Genomic DNA, 15,718 nt, shown 5'->3' with positions numbered 1-15,718 from the left:
TCCACCGCTCGGTCGTGGTCGAAACGATCGCCCTTCGGCGAGATGAAATCATCACTGGCCGAACATATCCGAGGTTATTGCCGTGATAATCGGTGGACTCTAGGCTGGTGAGCCAGGCTGCGGCAATGCATAGAGAGGTCTTCATGTCCGATCCCACTCCCCAGACCGGTGTCCGTGCGCCGGTCGGCGTGGACACGACGCGGGCGAGCATCGCCCGCGTCTACGACGCCACCCTCGGTGGCAAAGACAATTACGAGGTCGACCGCTACGTCCGCGACAAGGTCGCCGAGGTCGCGCCACGCCAGGGCGACGTGGCCCGGATGAACCGCCGCTGGCTGCACCGCGTGGTCAGGTATCTGTCCGGGACCGTGGGCATCGACCAATTCCTCGACATCGGGGCGGGTCTGCCCACCGTGGGCAACACGCATGAGATCGCCCAGCAGCAGAACCCCGAAGCGCGGGTCGTGTACGTCGACAACGATCCGGTCTGCAATATCCACGGCCGAGTATTGCTGGAACGCAACGAATTCACCCACTTCGTGCCTGCCGATCTGACCGAGCCGAAAACCCTGCTTACGCACTCGGAGGTCACCCCGCATCTCGACCTCACCCGCCCGTTGGCGCTGATCCTGTGCGGAATCCTGCACCACGTCGACGATGCGCTGGATCCTGCCGGAATCATGCGCGACTACATCGACGCTCTCCCCGCCGGTTCGTACGTCGGCATTACGCATTTCTATGACCCCGCCGACGGCTCCGAGGCCCACGACATGGCCATCGAGCTGCAACGGCGTTTCACCGAAATGGGTTTGGGCTCCGGCTGGTACCGGACTCACGAGGAGATCGCCTCGTACTTCGGTGATCTGGAGTTGATCGAGCCCGGCCTGGTCGAACTCGACGACTGGTGGCCGATGGGCCCGGCGGTGCGCCCGCGGCTGACCGAGGAGCGGCTGCTGCTGGGCGGACTAGGCTACAAATCCGGATCACCGGACACCGTCGTGACCTCCCTGCATCGCAGGGCGGCAAGCAAGAACTATCGACCTGCTTCCGCCAGCGGCGGCTCGACGGAAAGGTAATGCGACAATGACCTATGACGAACTGAACGGACCAGACCTCCGGAACGACCGGTGGCGTTTTCTGGAAGTTCCGCTGGGGGAAGGCCAAGCCTGGAGCTACGCCGACCCCTCGGCCCGGACCGACATCGAAGACGGCACCGTATCGGTCCGTATCGACGCCTTCACCCGGTCGCACTCGGACGTCCAGATCCTCGACAACCCGAAGCATCTGCTGGTGTCGGTACAGGAATTCGACCTCAACGGCGGACCTCGGACCTTCGCGGTGGAGATGGCAGCCGAGAACATCGGCTCCACCGGCGAGGATTACCGGGACGGGTTCGCCGCCTTCAATGTCCTCGACATGGGCAGCGCCCAAGTGTTCGACCTGATCGCGACCAGCAAGCACGCCTACGCGATTCACGAACGGCTGTTCGTGCCTGGCGTCGTACCCAAGGAACAAGCGTTCACGCATATCGTGCACGCTCCGCTTGCGGGCATCGACATCAAACCCGCCGAATTCCACCATTACGCGGTCACCATCGACCGCGATGCCAGCACCGTCGGCTGGTCGGTCGATGCCACCCCCGTCTACACCGCACACGTGCTGAACCTGCCGGAGAAAGTTCAGATCGGATTCGGCATCATCACCCTGCACCCGATCCGTGACGGGCAAAGCACCTCGCTGCGCGGACAGGGCCTGCATGGTCTCTGGCGAAAATTCACCGTGGACTGAGCACACCCGCTGACCGGGGCCTGCGCTTGCCTTGGGCACGCAGACCTGTGATGGCTCTGGCCGACGACCACGATGACCTCGGCGGAGTTGGCGCCCAGCCGAGTACGACTGGGCGCCATGCTGTCCGGGCGGGCGGATGTCCACCACGGGATCACGTCGTGCGATCTCACCGCTGTCGAGCGGTACCAACCCGGTCGTGCGACCCAGGAGTAGATGTTCGACATCACCGGGCATCACAATCCGTGACGCCGAACTACCTGTCGCAGTGGGGCGGCGCCGACGCCGCCATCGCTCAGATCATTTCCTTACGTGGCCACTCACGGCGAGTTCGGGCGTAATCCTGTGCCATAGCGTCACTCTCGGCCAGATCTCGCTCGAACTCGTCCAAACTGTCGTCCCGGCGGCGCGGATCCCACACCATGGCCGCGGCCGAACCGACCAACAACGTAACGACAATGGCCGCTACGATTGCGTACAGCACGTCTTCCACCTTCCTGAGATTCCGAACCGATGGCGCGGGCTATTGCGGATACTCAACGCGCACAGCCTTTTTCATGCCGCACGCATAGTAGACCGCGATCCTCCGCATGGCATGCGCAGGACCCATCACCCCCCGGGCATCGGGAGAGATTCGCATCGAAAGCGCATGCGCACCGATTCGCGGAAACGCCACCGCGAACCATTAGCGTCGCCTACGCTCATCCCTGTCCCGGTGGCCCCGGGACATGCAGCGCGGGACCGGTACGCCCAAGCCGACCGCGATCGCTGGTGGTAGCGGTGAGGTTCGACGGTTCGATGAACCTCACCGTCACACCTATCCCGCAGCAAATCCTGCGGACATTCGCTCGGAATAACGCGCATCCGGCATCCTCCGGGCTACCGTCTTCGGTCATGGACGACATCGAACTGCAGCCTCCGACCGTCGCCTCCGCGAAGCAGACCGGACTGGTCCTGGACATCGCCGACCTCGACATCCACAACCCCCTCGCCGTGCCCGGCGAAACGACCTACCCCTACATCCGCTGCACCGACCACCGAGTTCTGCGTCTACCCCGTCCACTGCACCGCTGGGCGACCGACACCATCGCGCTCAATTACGCCCAGCACGCCAGTGGCGCGGTGCCACTGTTCCCCGGACAGGTCGAATTCGGCATCCTCGACGGCACCATGTACGCCGAACTCCTCTGACCAGCACCCGCCACGGCGAGGGCCTGACCGATACGGCCGGGCCCTCGCCGCCGACATGTGCGGACCGGGTCCCGCCCTGCAGGGTGCGCAGGCAAACCACCCTGCCGACATCGGACACTCTCGCCCGCGGTGTCCCGGGCGATGTCGGCCCCGGCCACCTGTTCGGGCGATGACACGCGGGTCCGACGGCCCGAGCCGCGGTGGAGCGTGAGCGGCTCAGACCCGGCTCGGTAGCGAACACTCCGGAGGCACGACACACTGGAGGCCGTGAATCCCATGTCATTCGGACGGCGCGCCTGCGCACTGGAGGGCCCGCCGTGACCGATCTCGCCCGCGGTGAGAACCGCCCCGCTCCCGGCGATCGGCTGACGGTCACCGTTACGTGTTCGGTCCCCGTGGACGTTTCGGCGTTACTGCTGAACCCCGAAGGGCGAGTACGGTCCGACGCCGACTTCGTGTTCTTCAACCAGCCGGTGGCCCCCGGCGTCACCTACCGGCACGGCCGCGGTTCCGGTGACGTGGTGGAGATACAGGCCTCCGCCTTACCCGCCGACGTCGACCGCGTGGTCGTCACCGCCAGCCTGGACGGCAGCGGGCCCGCCACCTTCGCGAGCGTCGGCTCGCTGCGCGCGACCATCGCGGCCGATGCGGGCCGGCTGGCCTTCCCGATGAGCGGACTCAGCACCGAGACCGCCGTGGTGTGCGTGGAGATCTACCGCCGCGGCGGCAGCTGGAAGGTCCGCGCGGTCGGCCAAGGCTACGACAACGGCCTGGCCGGGATCGCGACCGCGTTCGGCGTGAGCATCGACGACGAGCCCGCACCTCCGACTCCGCCACCCGCCGCGCCTCCCCCACCCATGTACCCACCGACCAATCCGGTGGCACAGCCGTATCACCCCGCGTCACCGACTTTTTCACCGCCACCGGCCTATCCCTCGTCGCCTACCCCGGTGCCGCCACCACCGATGCCCTCACCCCAGCAAGGAGCGCTGCCGATGCAGAGCGAACTGTTCGCCCCGAGCCATGCCGAAGTCACCGGCGCCGGCATCCAGAAGCAGGGCGGCAAGATGATCAAGGTCGCCGTCAACGGCGAGGTCATGGCCCGCGCCGGGTCGATGGTCGCCTACCAGGGCGACCTGCAGTTCCAGGCGCTCGGCTCGGGCGGCATCGGACGAGCGATCCAGCAGCGGCTCACCGGAGAGGGTGTTCCGCTGATGAAGGTGTCCGGCCGCGGCGACCTGTTCGTCGCCAACGGCGCCGCCGATGTGCACACCATCGATCTCGACGGCACCGACGGCCTCACCATCAACGGCGCCAACGTGCTCGCGTTCGATTCCACGCTGACATACAACGTCCGCATGGTGCAGGGCGCCGCCGGATTCGCCAGCAACGCGGGGCTGTTCAACTGTGTCTTCACCGGCCGGGGCCGCATCGCGATCACCACACACGGCACACCGGTCGTGCTCAACGTCGACCAGCCGACCTATGCCGACCCGCAGGCGGCAGTGGCTTGGTCGTCGAGCCTGCAGACCGGGATCAAACGAAACGATTCCTTCGGCCTCGGCCGGCTCATGGGTCGCAGCACCGGCGAGGGCATGACGCTATCGTTCTCCGGCCGCGGTTTCGTCATCGTGCAGCCCTCGGAGCTGCCACCCGGCGGCTTCATCGGCGGCACGGGCGGCGGCCAGGAGGCGGGCCAGAGCGGCGGGGTCCTCGGCGGACTGTTCGGATAGCGCGAGCGTTCGCGTGTCACGCCTGCGGTGACACGAGTTCCACGACGGTGATGTCCGACGGTGCGCCTATACGCACCGGCGGACCCCACGCCCCAGCTCCCCGGGTGACGTACAACTGAGTATCGCCGTACCGCTCCAGACCGGCGACCGTGGGATTCACAAGCCCCGCAAGGTAATTGCCCGGCCAGATCTGGCCCCCGTGAGTATGGCCGGAAAGCTGCAGATCGACACCGTGCGCTACCGCGTCATCGATGAGCACGGGCTGGTGTGCCAGCAAGACGGCGGTCCGCGAGCGGTCCCGATCGCCGAGTGCCTTGCCGAAGTCGGGGCCATGCCCGGTACGTTCGCCTTGCAGGTCGTTCACGCCCGCCAGATCGAATCCGGGCAACTCCGTGCGGGCGTTCGCAAGCAGGTGCATCCCGAGCTCCTGAACGTGGTCGATCCACTGTTCGGCACCGGAGAAGTACTCATGGTTGCCGGTGACGAAGAACGTACCGTGGCGCGCGTGCAAGTCGGCCAGCGGCTCGACGGCGGACCGCAGGTGCTCGACACTGCCGTCCACCAGATCACCGACGACGGCGATGAGGTCCGGCTGAGTGTCGTTGACGGTGTGGACCACCCGCTCGGCGAAGCCGCGGCCAAGGATCGGGCCGAGATGGAGATCGCTGACCACCGCGATGCGGAACCCGTCCGCTCGGCGCGGCAGTTTCGCCAGAGGCACGGCCACGTGCTTGACGCTCGGTCCGTTGAGAACGCTGTAGGTCCCTGAGCCGACTGTCGTCGCCGCGACGGCCACGGCCGCCCCGCCCACGACGCGAGAGACGAAGACCCGGCGCGGCACCCGATCGACCGAGGCCTCAGGTTGCGACTGAACAACAGTGTCGGTCAACGCATGCGACTCGGATGCGGAGTCCGCGGACACGACGGCGGCGACCGGTTCGGGCACTGATTTCTCGCCGAACCGCCGCAGCACGAGCTGCACCAGCTCGCCGACGAACAGCGCGAACAGTAGGTAGACGAACAGCACGCCCCACAGGTAACCGGGCCAGGCGATAATGCGAACGAACGGCAATGGCGCCGAGACCAATTCGGCCACCACCGTGCCGACCAGCAGCAGCGGGCACGCCACCACGACGGCGGTGCCGACGCGCCGCGCGCGGGATCCGGCGGTGGTCGTATCCCGCACGAGACGCCGCCACACATACCAGTGCAGCACGCCGAACAACGCCAGGACGACAAGGCACAACGCCAGGACGACGATCCCGACGAGAACGATCACAACGACCACGGCTGCACTCTCTGTGAACAATCCGGTTCCGCGGCACCAACTTACGTCACCGCATCGACAGTGCGTGCCGCGTCCGGTTCACTCCCGGCTCATGTCGTCCGCTCGATGACGCCACGCACGAAGGCGGCCTGACCCGCGTGCTGCAGATCGTCGGAGATCACACTGACCAGCCGTACGCCGAGCGTCACCGGCGGATCCCATCGGATGTCCACGATCCGTTCGAGGTCACTGTCGCCCAATTTCCGGACGAAGCGCAGCGTCTGCTCGTGCACCGCGTCGTAGTAGCCGACGAGCAGCTCGGCCGGGGCGCGAATGACGGCGACGTCGACGGAACGGTCACCGTATCCGGTCGCCCTCGCATCGATAGACAGGCCGAACCGGTCGTACCAGCGCCGCGCCGTCCACACCTGCTCGACGTCGGCGACTTCGGAGACGTGGTCGTCTTGCACCCGGGTCAGATGCCAGATGAGCCACGCGATCGAGTTGGCGCCCTTGTCGATCCGGTGCGCCAGCTCGTCTTCGCCGAGCCCGTCCACCGCTTCGTGCACCACCTCTCGAATCCGTTCGAAAGCATCGGTCAGCACATCGGCACTCGTCATCGTTGTCGGCTCCTACATCGATGTCTGGTGCCGTCGACCGTACCCACCCATACGCCGACGCGCCGGAACATTCAGCCAACGCGCGGGACTCGATTCCCATTCGGTGCGAATCGGATCGACGGTCCGAGCATCGAATTCCCGTACTATTGCGCCATATTGAACGAGCCGTTATTTAACGGTACGATATAAACCGGCGAGGTTGGTTCTCTTGCCTCCCGAGGGAATTGATGTCGACCAGACCAGCCAGTTGGTCACCGACTGGACAGTACGTACCGAAGTGAGGAAGTACCGATGATCCAAGACGTCGACGCCGGACGTGCCCGGCGAGTGATCGCCCGAGTGGCGCTGGCTTCCGCGATCGCGCTGACGCCCGTCGCCGTCACGGCGGCACCCGCGCTGGCGCAGGGGCCCACCGTCGCGGTCGAGCAGACGAACCAGGGTGAGGAGATCCACGGCGGCTGGGGCCACGGCGGGCGGCACCGCCACGGCGGCTGGGATCGCGGGGGCTGGGGCGGTTACGGGGGCTGGGGCGGCTACGGCGCCTGGGGCAACCCCTTCGGCTATTGGGGCAGCCCCTTCGGCATCTGGCCGGGCCTCGGATTCTTCCTGCCCGGCACCGGAAGCGCGTTCTGACCACGACGACGCGCACCTCAGGCGACAGGTGATTTCCGACTCCGCGCACGCCGGTCCAGATAACCAGCACAGCGGAGCCGGAAATCCCTGGCGCCCAAGAAAATCAGTTTTCGGCAACGCCGACGGGCTCGCGTGCGGGCCGCATCGGTGAATCCGGCCGTGGGACCGGTCGCGACACTCCGCGCGTGCCGCGCAGGACGACCCTGATCGCATGCATGCCCGGCCCAGAACGATCCTCGTCGGGGTCCAGCTCTCTCCGCCGACCGACGAGCACCACTCCCGCCCCTACCAGCACCGCCGCATAGGCGACGACGTAACCGTTCATCAAGATCGGTGCGATCGGCCACCACGGCGGGTACAAGAACAGCCCGACACTCACGTAGGTCTCGCTCCACTGATAGGTCCACGCACCGATCGAGACGTACAGGGTAGCCGCACCGATCCACCACCCAGGGCGGGTCAGCGCCTTATGTACGAGGTAGACCAGCAAGGGCACGAACCACACCCAGTGATGCCCCCAGGAGAACGGCGAGATCGCGCAGGCGGTGAGGCCGGCGAGCACGATCGCGAGCAGCCGTTCCCCGTGTGCGTGCAGCCGCGCCGCCACCACCAGGCTGGTTGCGGCCACGGCGCCCGCCACCGGCAGCCACAGCCACATCGGTGCGGGATGACCGGTCAGATGCGCGATGGCGCCGCGGAGGGATTGGTTGGAGGGGTGGATGTCCAGCGCGATGCGATCGGACTGGAGGAACGTCGAACTCCAGTATTGCCATGAGTCGGCGGGCAGGATCGCCCACGCGAGGCCGACCGACGCCACGAAGGTCGCCGACGCCGTCAGCGCCGCGCGCCACTGCCGCAACGCGATGAAATGCGCGACGAAATACAGCGGAACGAGCTTGATACCCGCGGCCACGCCGACACCGAGCCCGCGCAGCCCGCCGCGATCGCCGCGCGCGCAGTCCCACAGCACCAGCAGCATGAGGACCAGGTTGATCTGCCCGTAGTACAGCGTGGTGCGGACCGGCTCGATGAACGCACAGGTGATCGCCAGCAACGCGCAGGCGAAGGTCGACCGCACATCGAGCCGATACCCGAGGATGCGCCAGCTCATCTGGATACAGCCGAACAACACGACCAGGTTTACCGCCAGCCATGTGTTGGTGACCCACCCCCACGGCAGCAGATCTATGGGGATGAAGACGAGGGTGGAGAACGGCGTGTAGGTGTAGAGCAACCCGAACACGCTGGGTTCGGTGTAGAGCGGATGCCCGTGTAGGACGCGCCATGCGCCGTCGCGGTAGACGTGTGCGTCGAGACCGCCGACCAGAATGCCCGCCTTGTCGAGCCACGGATCGACCGTGGTGAAGACCAGCATCAGCGCGACAAGGGCGCTGCCCACCAAGACGTAAAGCGCTGGGCCCATCCGCGGAACCTCCAGCGACCGCGAATTGCGCACCCAAGCCTCATCGTTGATCGAGCTGTGTATTCGATATCACATCTGTTGCCGTGCAGCGGTTTTGCCGACGCTCAACCTACCCAACCACGTTACGGCGAGCATGCCCCGAAGATTTGGGTCGTTTCGTCGGGTTTCACCCGCTTCTCCCATGGTTATGCCCGGTCGCACAGATATCGAAACCTGCGCGCTCACGAGGAATCCGGTGAAGACGGCCGGCCAGGGCACATGACCTGGTACAGCACGTGCCATGCCCGCATCGTGGCCTGAACGCCGATGGCCTGTCTTCACGGACGGGGACGAGCATCGGCCGGGAATCCGCAACACGCCGGCAGCCTCGAATTGTCATGCCGCACAAGGAGAACACGAGGAAATCGATCGCCGTGACGCCAAGGCCCTCAGTGCGGCGCATCGCGATACAGACTTCCAGCTTCGACACAGCACATGTCGTCGAACTCTACCTCGCGGAAGACCTTCCAGTAGTTTTCATTGAGATACGCATCGAATAGGCTGACATGTCGGCTAAATCAGCACACTATCCGCTATTCGATTAACTCATCGGATGAGTCCGTCGAAGTCCACACGGAATTCACACGCGACATCACTGGCGACGCGCCAACGTTTTCCGTCGAATGCGCAGAACGATTGCTTCGGGAGGGCCGTCCGGCCAGACACGGACATCCGCGCATCGAGCACCGTCCACGCCACCGGGGTCGCGACGACCACAATGCTTCCCGCGTCATCGTCATCGTCATCGTCATCGTCATCGTCATCGAAGGCTCGACATGCAGCACCGCCCGCGCATGCGCGATACTCGCCGATCTGCCGCCGACCCGGTTCGACGCACTCGCTCCGCTCTACCGACAGCCTCGCAACCGCGACTCACGACGTTCGTCATCCTGATTGCGAATCTGCGCCGATCGGCCACCGAACTCCCTACCACACACGCCACTCGCGCGACCTTTCTGAGGCCATGCGGTGAGTTCGGTTGCCGCTCGTAGACCGCTCTTCCCACGCCCTCTGCACTCCGGCGTCTCGAGAGTGCCGCGCGTATCCGGCCCCGCATGGATGCCCGGGTGCCGACCTGGGGAGGGCAGGGCTGTTCTTCCCGCTCGTTACACGCAACCGAAGCATGTGTATTCACTTTCGGTCTTCGATGCCTGTCCTAGTTCACTCTTCGTCGAAGTTGCCACGACCTCCCCGGGAGCAGCTTCGCGAACTTATCGCCTCGCGAGGTATTGACGTCCCATGCAGAATGTGTGCACACTATCGCCATCTCGGGTCCTCTGGGCGGAAGAACCCGTCCCGGGCCGCCAGAGAGGTCCGTGAAGCTGCCCACGAACTCCCCTGACGCTGAATGTCGCCCCACTGCCCTGGCTCGCCGGGCGTCGCACAGCCCCACCGCACCGCCCCACCGGCCGTGCACCCTCTCCGTGTCCGCTCGGCGCCTCGTCGCAGCCGACCGGCGCTTCGTCCCGCGCGATCGGAACCGAGGGCACGCGGCCGGTATCCCCAGGAGGTCACATGTCACAGATCCCCGCAAAACCTGATCAATTCAGCGGGCTGACCACGCTCCACCCGTCCGACCAGCCCATAGGACAGCTGACTGTGGCCGTGTTCCCCGGGGCCGGCTCGGTGCACCTGTACCACGCCCTCGACTCCGGGTACTTCGACCAGGCGGGCCTGGAGGTGAAGCTGATCGAGGTCGTCTCATCCGATCAACAGATGACCGGCTGGAACGACGGCGACTACGACATCATGCACACCTCCCCCGACCACCTGCTGCGCTCGCTGCTGGGGCGGGATCCGGTGGCCGTCCGGGCCGAAGGTGTGGGCGAACTGGCCGTCCACCGGCGCCCCGGCGATCCGCTTCCGACGGACCGGTGGGCGGTAGACAACGCGCGAAGCGCCTTCGCATTCGTGTTGCGCGCGATACTCGCCGACGTCGCCGGCTCCCCGGTTATCGACAGCCAACTCGCGCCGGTCGGCGGTACTTTGCAGAGATTCAACGTACTGCGGACGGGCGCCGTGGACGGCACCACCGTTCATCCGCCCTTCGACCTGCTCGCCGCCGAGGAGGGATACCCGCGTCTCGGCGGCCACCTCCAGATCGCACCCGACCTCATCACCACAGCGGTGATCGTCCCGCGCGCCACCGCCACCGCGTGGTACACCCGCGCCTACCTCGAGGTCTGCCGCCTCAGCACCTCGGAACTCCTGGCCTCTGGCGCGCGGGGCATCGAAGCGGCCCTGGCCCGGCACGGTTGGCCCCCGGCCATCGCCAGGGCCGCCGTCCCCGGCCTCCTGGGGCCCGCCGGTCTGTCGACCTCACCCGAGGTGGCCCTGCGCGGCTTGGAGGTGGTGGCCGACCTGCGCCGACGATTCGATCCTGCCTGGCGGCCCTCCTGCTCGCTCGGGTCCCTGATGGGACCGGGCCAGGGGTCCTGACGACGGTCGCTCAGCAATCACGGATACAGCCTTCGACGTGCGAACAGGCTGTATCCGCACGGCCACCCGGAGTTCGGCCGAAAGACACCCCCCGACACAGAAATACGATAGGACTCTCATGCACGACGACAATCGAAAAGGAACCGGTAGCAACGTCACCTGGCAGCCGGTGACGCTGCTGGTGCTTGCCATCTGCGGGATCACCGTCGTCGCCGACGGGTACGACGTGGTCGTTTACGGCGCGGTGATTCCGTCCCTTCTCCACGAGCCGGACTGGGGCCTGACTCCGGCCGGTGCCGGTCTGATCGGTTCGGTGGCTCTGGTCGGGATGCTCACAGGGGCGACAACCGTCGGCACGCTCACTGACACGCTGGGCCGGCGCAAGATGCTGATCGGCTGCCTGATCTGGTTCTCGGTAATGACGGGCCTGTGCGCGATGGCGCCCTCCCCCGAGGTGTTCGGTGCGTTCCGGTTCCTCGCCGGCCTCGGCCTGGGCGGTGTGCTGCCGACCGCCACTGCTCTCGCCGGTGAGTACTCGCATCCGAAAACACGGAATCTGGTTTTCGCGATCGTGTTCAGTGGTTTTCCTGTGGGCGGCATCATCGCCGCTCTCTCCGGGATGTTCATCATTCCCCGGTTCGGTTGGCAGCCGATGCTGTTGCTCGGTCTCGTCCCACTCGTGCTGGTCGTGCCGCTGGCCGTCAAATACCTGCCGGAGTCGATCGCGTTCCTCCTAGCGAAGGGCCGGTACGCCGAGGCCGAGAAGACAGCTGACCGCTGGAACATCCCGCTCGATGACGTCCAGGAGGAAGCACCCGTTTCGGCGGAGCCACCGTCCGGATTCGACGCGGGCGGCATGTCGTCGGTGAAGGCTCTCTTCTCGCGCAGCTACGTCGTAGCGACTCTGTGCTTCCTGGCCATGACGTGCCTGTGCCTGTTCATGATCTATGGACTCAACACCTGGCTCCCGGAGATCATGCACCGGGCGGGTTACTCCGCCGGCTCGGCTCTCGCTTTCCTCCTCGTGTTCAACATCGGGGCTGTCGTCGGCATGATCGTCATTTCCCTGGCAGCCGATCGACTCGGCTCGAAGCCGATCATCGTCACCACATATCTCCTGGCCAGTGTGTCCGTAATCCTGCTCAGCCTGCGGCTGCCTACTGCGATGCTGTACGTGGCCGTTGCCCTGGGAGGTGTCGGTACGATAGGGACGCAGTCGTTCGTCCTCGCGTATGTCTCCAAGCATTTTCCGGTGCGGATGGGTGCCACGGCGATGGGCTGGACGCTGGGGTTCGGTCGCCTCGGTTCGATGCTCGCGCCGCCGGTGCTCGGGCTGATCATCGGGGCCGGGTGGGCGTTCCAGTGGAACTTCTACGCCCTCGCCTGCCCCGGCGTCCTCGGCGCCGTACTGATCGTGTTGGTTCCCCGCATGCCGGGCGCGGAAGCCCCATTGGCAACGGCCAGGCAGGCGAAACTGAGTCCTGGCGCTGCTTCCCTCAGGTCGACTGTTCGCATCCGCTGAACGAACGCGGCGATGCCCGACCGCATGCGCTTGTGTGTCGGCAGCCCCTCACGGCACGGCGCCTGAACCCAGCCCTCGGGAGATACCGGCCATCAAGACGGCGGGCACCAGCAGGTGGGTCTGGGCGTCGGCGCCAAGCGGGCAAGCAGATCAACATCGTCGCGTTCGGGCCCGCCCACGACTGGACGACGGAGTCGTGGTCGGCCGAGGGGCGGATCGAGGACCTGCGCGCCGAGTTCGCCGGGTGGTCCGACGACCTGGAAGTGCTGCTCTCGGCCTCGGAACGTACCGGGCGGTGGGCGTTGCTCGACCGAGATCCGCTCCCCCGCTGGACGGACGGGCCCGTCGCGTTGCTCGGCGACCGCGGCGCACCCGATGTTCCCCTTCTTCGCCCAGGGAGCGGCGCAGGCGATGGAAGACGCCGCCGTCCTTGCGGGCTGCCTCGCCGACCGACCGGAGGACCCGCCTGCCGCGCTGCGCCGCTACGAAGACATCCGCCGCCGGCGTGCCACTCGCGTGCAGCAGATGAGCCGCGGCAGGGCAGAGAGCAACCACCTGCCCGACGGGCCCGCTCAGCAGGCCAGGGACGGCTCGTTCACGAGGGAGGACCCCTTCCGCGCACAACGGGTGGATCTACGGGCATGACGCCGAGCTGGCTCTACGGGAATCGACGGCGGGACGCTGAGCCGTATGGTCAGTCCGTCGCGGTCGACGTGGGTGTTTCCGGATTGTGGCGCGTACCGCGCCCTCCACGGTATGAGGAGGCTCGACCCGCGCGGCCACTCGGACAGCAGCTGAGCACCACCGGCGTCGGTCAGTCCTGAAGCCAAGGGTATGACCGAACTCCGGCCGTGGCACCCTGGCCCGACTGGAGCGTGCTGGGCAGTCCTTGGGGGCGATGCTGTTGCGTCGCCCCCAAGACAGGATCCATCCGGAGTTCGCCGAAGCTCCGCGTCGTCAGACGTCCCAGTCGTGCGGTCCCACAGTCAGTGCTACGCGCCCGACGCTGTTGTCGTCCTCCATGTAGCGGTGGGCATCGGCGGCACGGGCGACGGGAAACGTGCGGTCGACGACGGCACGGAACCCATGCTCCACCTGGGTCCACAGGGTTGCGACCGAGGCCGGGTTCCCGGTGCGTACGCCGATGATGCGGTGGCAGCTGGAGTACAGGCGAAGCAGATCGACCTGGACCTTGCCTCCCAGGAAGGCACCGGAGGTGACCACGGTGCCGCCGCGGGCGAGGGAGTCGAGGGTGGCGTCCCACACGGTGGGGTCACCGAGGTTGTCGACGGCGATGTCGACGCCATGGCCGTCGGTGGCCTCGCGCAATCGCTCGACGAAGTCGGGGGCGGTGGTGTCCAGTACGACGTCGGCGCCCGCCGCGGCCAGCGCTTTGCGCTTCTCCGGCGAGCGGGAGGTAGCGATGATCCTCGCGCCGAGGTACTGGGCGAGCGCCGCCGTGGTGGAGCCGAGTGCGGAGGCGGCGCCCTGGACGAGCACCCAGTGCCCGCGGTGGAGTCCCGCCTGGGCCAGCTGGTTGGCGGCCACCGGGCCGACGAGGGCCAGGGAGGCCGCCATGGCGGGCGGAATGCCGTCCGGGACCCGGTGGACGTTGCGGGCGGGCGCCGCGCAGAACTGCGCGTAGGCGCCGGGACGGTGCGTACCAATCACGGAGAGACCGGCGCAGGCTTCTTCGCGGCCCTCCGTGCAGTGGCCACAGCTGCCGCACGCGACCGCGGGATACACAGCCACTCGGTCTCCGACCCGGACGGACTCCACCCCGTCTCCCAAGGCGGCCACGACGCCGGAGTGGTCCGCGCCGAGGACGTGGGGCAGCTGGAAGTGGGCGTAGGGATGGTGGCCCGCACGCGCAGTGAGGTCGAGCAGCCGACCGATGCCGACCGCCGCAATCTGCACCAGGACCTCGCCGGGGCCGGGGCGTGGCGTGGGGATCGTGGCCTCTTCCAGGACGTCGGGCGGTCCGAAGCGGCGGAACACCATGGCGCGCATGGAGGCCGGCACCGGCATCGGCTCCGGCCAGCCATGCGCCGAAGCGGTCGCAGTGCCGTTCATGACGCGACCACCTTGTTCTCCAGGCGGCCGATCCGCTCGATCTCCACGACGACCTCGTCCCCGGCGGCGAGGAACTCCCCTCGCGGTACTCCGCAACCGGCCGGTGTTCCGGTGAGGATGACATCCCCTGGTTCGAGCCGGGTGAGGCGGCTGGCCGCCGCGATCACTTCGGGTATCGGCACCATCATCTGTGCTGTCGAGGAGTCCTGTTTCAGCACGCCGTTGACGCTGAGCCGGATGCGCAAATTCTGCGGGTCGGGGATCTGCCAGGCCGGCACCAGTCCGGGACCGAGCGGGCAGAAGCCGTCCTGTCCCTTGTGGCCGAGCCAATCGTAGGCGAACGGTTCTGCTACCGGCATCGCCGAGGTGAGGCGGTCGCGGGCGGAGATGTCGTTCGCCGCCAGGTAGCCGGCCACGTGGTCGAGTGCCTGCTCGGGTGCGATGTCGCGCCCGGCACGGCCGATGACGACGGCGAGTTCGGCCTCCCAGTCGACACGGGCGCCGGCGTAGCCGGGCAGCGGCACCGGGTCTCCCGGTCCCGTCACGGTCGTCGTCGGCGGTTTGAGGAAGAAGAACGGCTCGCCCAGCGCGTCAGGGCGCTCGATGCCCATCTCGGCGATGTGGTCCCAGTAGTTGGCGCCCGCGCAGAGCACCTTGCCCGGATACGTCAGCGGGGGCGCGATCCGGGCGCCGGCGACGGCTTCTGACGCTGCCGGGGTCCACTCGCGCAGCAGTCGTGTGAGGGAGTCCCAGTGGCCCAGCGCCCCCATCAGCGTGAGATCGGCGGTCTCGGACGGTCCTTGAAGCACGGTGCCGTTGAGGCTTATGCCGACAGTGACCTTCTCCGAGTCATCGACCCGGTACTGCACGAGCGACCATTCAGGCGGTTTCATGGCTCCTCCAATAAGCGGCTCTCTGAAGCAGCTGAACCATAGTGCATACACCTTGCGGCGGCAAGGGTAGGCTGCGATGGGTGTATCGATCGACGACCGG

At 66.7% G+C, this 15,718-nt stretch carries 14 protein-coding genes; 8 read left to right on the top strand and 6 right to left on the bottom strand.

Going from position 1 to position 15,718, the window contains the following annotated elements; all coding sequences use genetic code 11:
* The first annotated feature begins 143 nt into the window (after positions 1–143).
* Both OH799_RS01905 and OH799_RS01900 read left to right on the top strand, forming a co-directional pair.
* A complete protein-coding gene (locus OH799_RS01905) occupies positions 144–1,076 on the top strand; it encodes an SAM-dependent methyltransferase (protein ID WP_406274817.1) in 933 nt (310 codons plus the stop codon).
* A 7-nt stretch (positions 1,077–1,083) separates the two neighbouring features.
* Positions 1,084–1,788, top strand: coding sequence for a DUF6081 family protein (locus tag OH799_RS01900; RefSeq protein WP_406274815.1), 705 nt, complete (start codon positions 1,084–1,086; stop codon positions 1,786–1,788).
* Positions 1,789–2,080: 292 nt separating this feature from the next.
* Here the strand turns inward: OH799_RS01900 and OH799_RS01895 are convergent, their stop codons facing one another.
* Positions 2,081–2,269 carry a hypothetical protein gene (locus OH799_RS01895; RefSeq protein WP_406274812.1) on the bottom strand — a complete coding sequence of 63 codons (189 nt, stop codon included), beginning with the start codon at positions 2,267–2,269 and terminating at the stop codon, positions 2,081–2,083.
* Positions 2,270–2,679: 410 nt separating this feature from the next.
* Here OH799_RS01895 and OH799_RS01890 point away from each other — a divergent pair, with 410 nt between their 5' ends.
* Complete coding sequence (locus OH799_RS01890; protein WP_406274809.1) at positions 2,680–2,976, top strand: hypothetical protein; 297 nt, start codon at positions 2,680–2,682, stop codon at positions 2,974–2,976.
* A 317-nt stretch (positions 2,977–3,293) separates the two neighbouring features.
* Positions 3,294–4,709, top strand: a complete 1,416-nt coding sequence (locus OH799_RS01885) for an AIM24 family protein (protein ID WP_406274806.1) — start codon at positions 3,294–3,296, stop codon at positions 4,707–4,709.
* Between the two features lie 16 nt (positions 4,710–4,725).
* Here the strand turns inward: OH799_RS01885 and OH799_RS01880 are convergent, their stop codons facing one another.
* Positions 4,726–5,997 carry a metallophosphoesterase gene (locus OH799_RS01880; RefSeq protein WP_406274803.1) on the bottom strand — a complete coding sequence of 424 codons (1,272 nt, stop codon included), beginning with the start codon at positions 5,995–5,997 and terminating at the stop codon, positions 4,726–4,728.
* Between the two features lie 89 nt (positions 5,998–6,086).
* Positions 6,087–6,596 (bottom strand): mycothiol transferase, encoded by a 510-nt coding sequence (locus tag OH799_RS01875; RefSeq protein WP_406274800.1) that lies wholly within the window; start codon positions 6,594–6,596, stop codon positions 6,087–6,089.
* A gap of 291 nt (positions 6,597–6,887) precedes the next feature.
* Here OH799_RS01875 and OH799_RS01870 point away from each other — a divergent pair, with 291 nt between their 5' ends.
* A complete protein-coding gene (locus OH799_RS01870; protein ID WP_357270191.1) occupies positions 6,888–7,229 on the top strand; it encodes a hypothetical protein in 342 nt (113 codons plus the stop codon).
* A gap of 103 nt (positions 7,230–7,332) precedes the next feature.
* Here OH799_RS01870 and OH799_RS01865 read toward each other — a convergent pair whose 3' ends face one another.
* Entirely contained in the window at positions 7,333–8,652 is a 1,320-nt protein-coding gene (locus OH799_RS01865; RefSeq protein ID WP_406274796.1) for a glycosyltransferase 87 family protein, read from the bottom strand.
* 1,554 nt (positions 8,653–10,206) lie between these two features.
* Between OH799_RS01865 and OH799_RS01860 the strand changes: the two genes are divergently transcribed.
* From OH799_RS01860 to OH799_RS01850, 3 genes are all read left to right on the top strand, one after another.
* Entirely contained in the window at positions 10,207–11,130 is a 924-nt protein-coding gene (locus tag OH799_RS01860; protein ID WP_406274793.1) for an ABC transporter substrate-binding protein, read from the top strand.
* A 118-nt stretch (positions 11,131–11,248) separates the two neighbouring features.
* Complete coding sequence (locus OH799_RS01855) at positions 11,249–12,652, top strand: MFS transporter (RefSeq protein WP_406274790.1); 1,404 nt, start codon at positions 11,249–11,251, stop codon at positions 12,650–12,652.
* Between the two features lie 375 nt (positions 12,653–13,027).
* Positions 13,028–13,297, top strand: a complete 270-nt coding sequence (locus tag OH799_RS01850) for an FAD-dependent oxidoreductase (RefSeq protein WP_406274787.1) — start codon at positions 13,028–13,030, stop codon at positions 13,295–13,297.
* A gap of 312 nt (positions 13,298–13,609) precedes the next feature.
* Here the strand turns inward: OH799_RS01850 and OH799_RS01845 are convergent, their stop codons facing one another.
* Both OH799_RS01845 and OH799_RS01840 read right to left on the bottom strand, forming a co-directional pair.
* Positions 13,610–14,725: a zinc-binding dehydrogenase gene (locus OH799_RS01845; protein ID WP_406274784.1), complete on the bottom strand. Its 1,116-nt coding sequence runs from the start codon at positions 14,723–14,725 to the stop codon at positions 13,610–13,612.
* Positions 14,722–15,618 (bottom strand): fumarylacetoacetate hydrolase family protein, encoded by an 897-nt coding sequence (locus tag OH799_RS01840; RefSeq protein ID WP_406274781.1) that lies wholly within the window; start codon positions 15,616–15,618, stop codon positions 14,722–14,724. Before OH799_RS01840 ends, OH799_RS01845 begins: the two co-directional genes overlap by 4 nt.
* Positions 15,619–15,718: the final 100 nt, after the last annotated feature.

Source organism: Nocardia sp. NBC_00881 (assembly GCF_045207455.1).
Classification (GTDB): Bacteria; Actinomycetota; Actinomycetes; order Mycobacteriales; family Mycobacteriaceae; genus Nocardia.
The sequence above is the reverse complement of the archived record's forward strand: the minus strand, read 5'-3'. Positions and strand labels throughout refer to the sequence as shown.

Excerpts from the sequence above, each read along its gene's own strand:
- OH799_RS01905 (WP_406274817.1), top strand. The coding sequence starts at position 144 with ATGTCCGATCCCACTCCCCAGACCGGTGTCCGTGCGCCGGTCGGCGTG.
- OH799_RS01900 (WP_406274815.1), top strand. The coding sequence starts at position 1,084 with ATGACCTATGACGAACTGAACGGACCAGACCTCCGGAACGACCGGTGG.
- OH799_RS01890 (WP_406274809.1), top strand. The coding sequence starts at position 2,680 with ATGGACGACATCGAACTGCAGCCTCCGACCGTCGCCTCCGCGAAGCAG.
- OH799_RS01875 (WP_406274800.1), bottom strand. The coding sequence starts at position 6,596 with ATGACGAGTGCCGATGTGCTGACCGATGCTTTCGAACGGATTCGAGAG.
- OH799_RS01870 (WP_357270191.1), top strand. The coding sequence starts at position 6,888 with ATGATCCAAGACGTCGACGCCGGACGTGCCCGGCGAGTGATCGCCCGA.
- OH799_RS01865 (WP_406274796.1), bottom strand. The coding sequence starts at position 8,652 with ATGGGCCCAGCGCTTTACGTCTTGGTGGGCAGCGCCCTTGTCGCGCTG.
- OH799_RS01860 (WP_406274793.1), top strand. The coding sequence starts at position 10,207 with ATGTCACAGATCCCCGCAAAACCTGATCAATTCAGCGGGCTGACCACG.
- OH799_RS01855 (WP_406274790.1), top strand. The coding sequence starts at position 11,249 with ATGCACGACGACAATCGAAAAGGAACCGGTAGCAACGTCACCTGGCAG.
- OH799_RS01850 (WP_406274787.1), top strand. The coding sequence starts at position 13,028 with ATGTTCCCCTTCTTCGCCCAGGGAGCGGCGCAGGCGATGGAAGACGCC.
- OH799_RS01845 (WP_406274784.1), bottom strand. The coding sequence starts at position 14,725 with ATGAACGGCACTGCGACCGCTTCGGCGCATGGCTGGCCGGAGCCGATG.
- OH799_RS01840 (WP_406274781.1), bottom strand. The coding sequence starts at position 15,618 with ATGAAACCGCCTGAATGGTCGCTCGTGCAGTACCGGGTCGATGACTCG.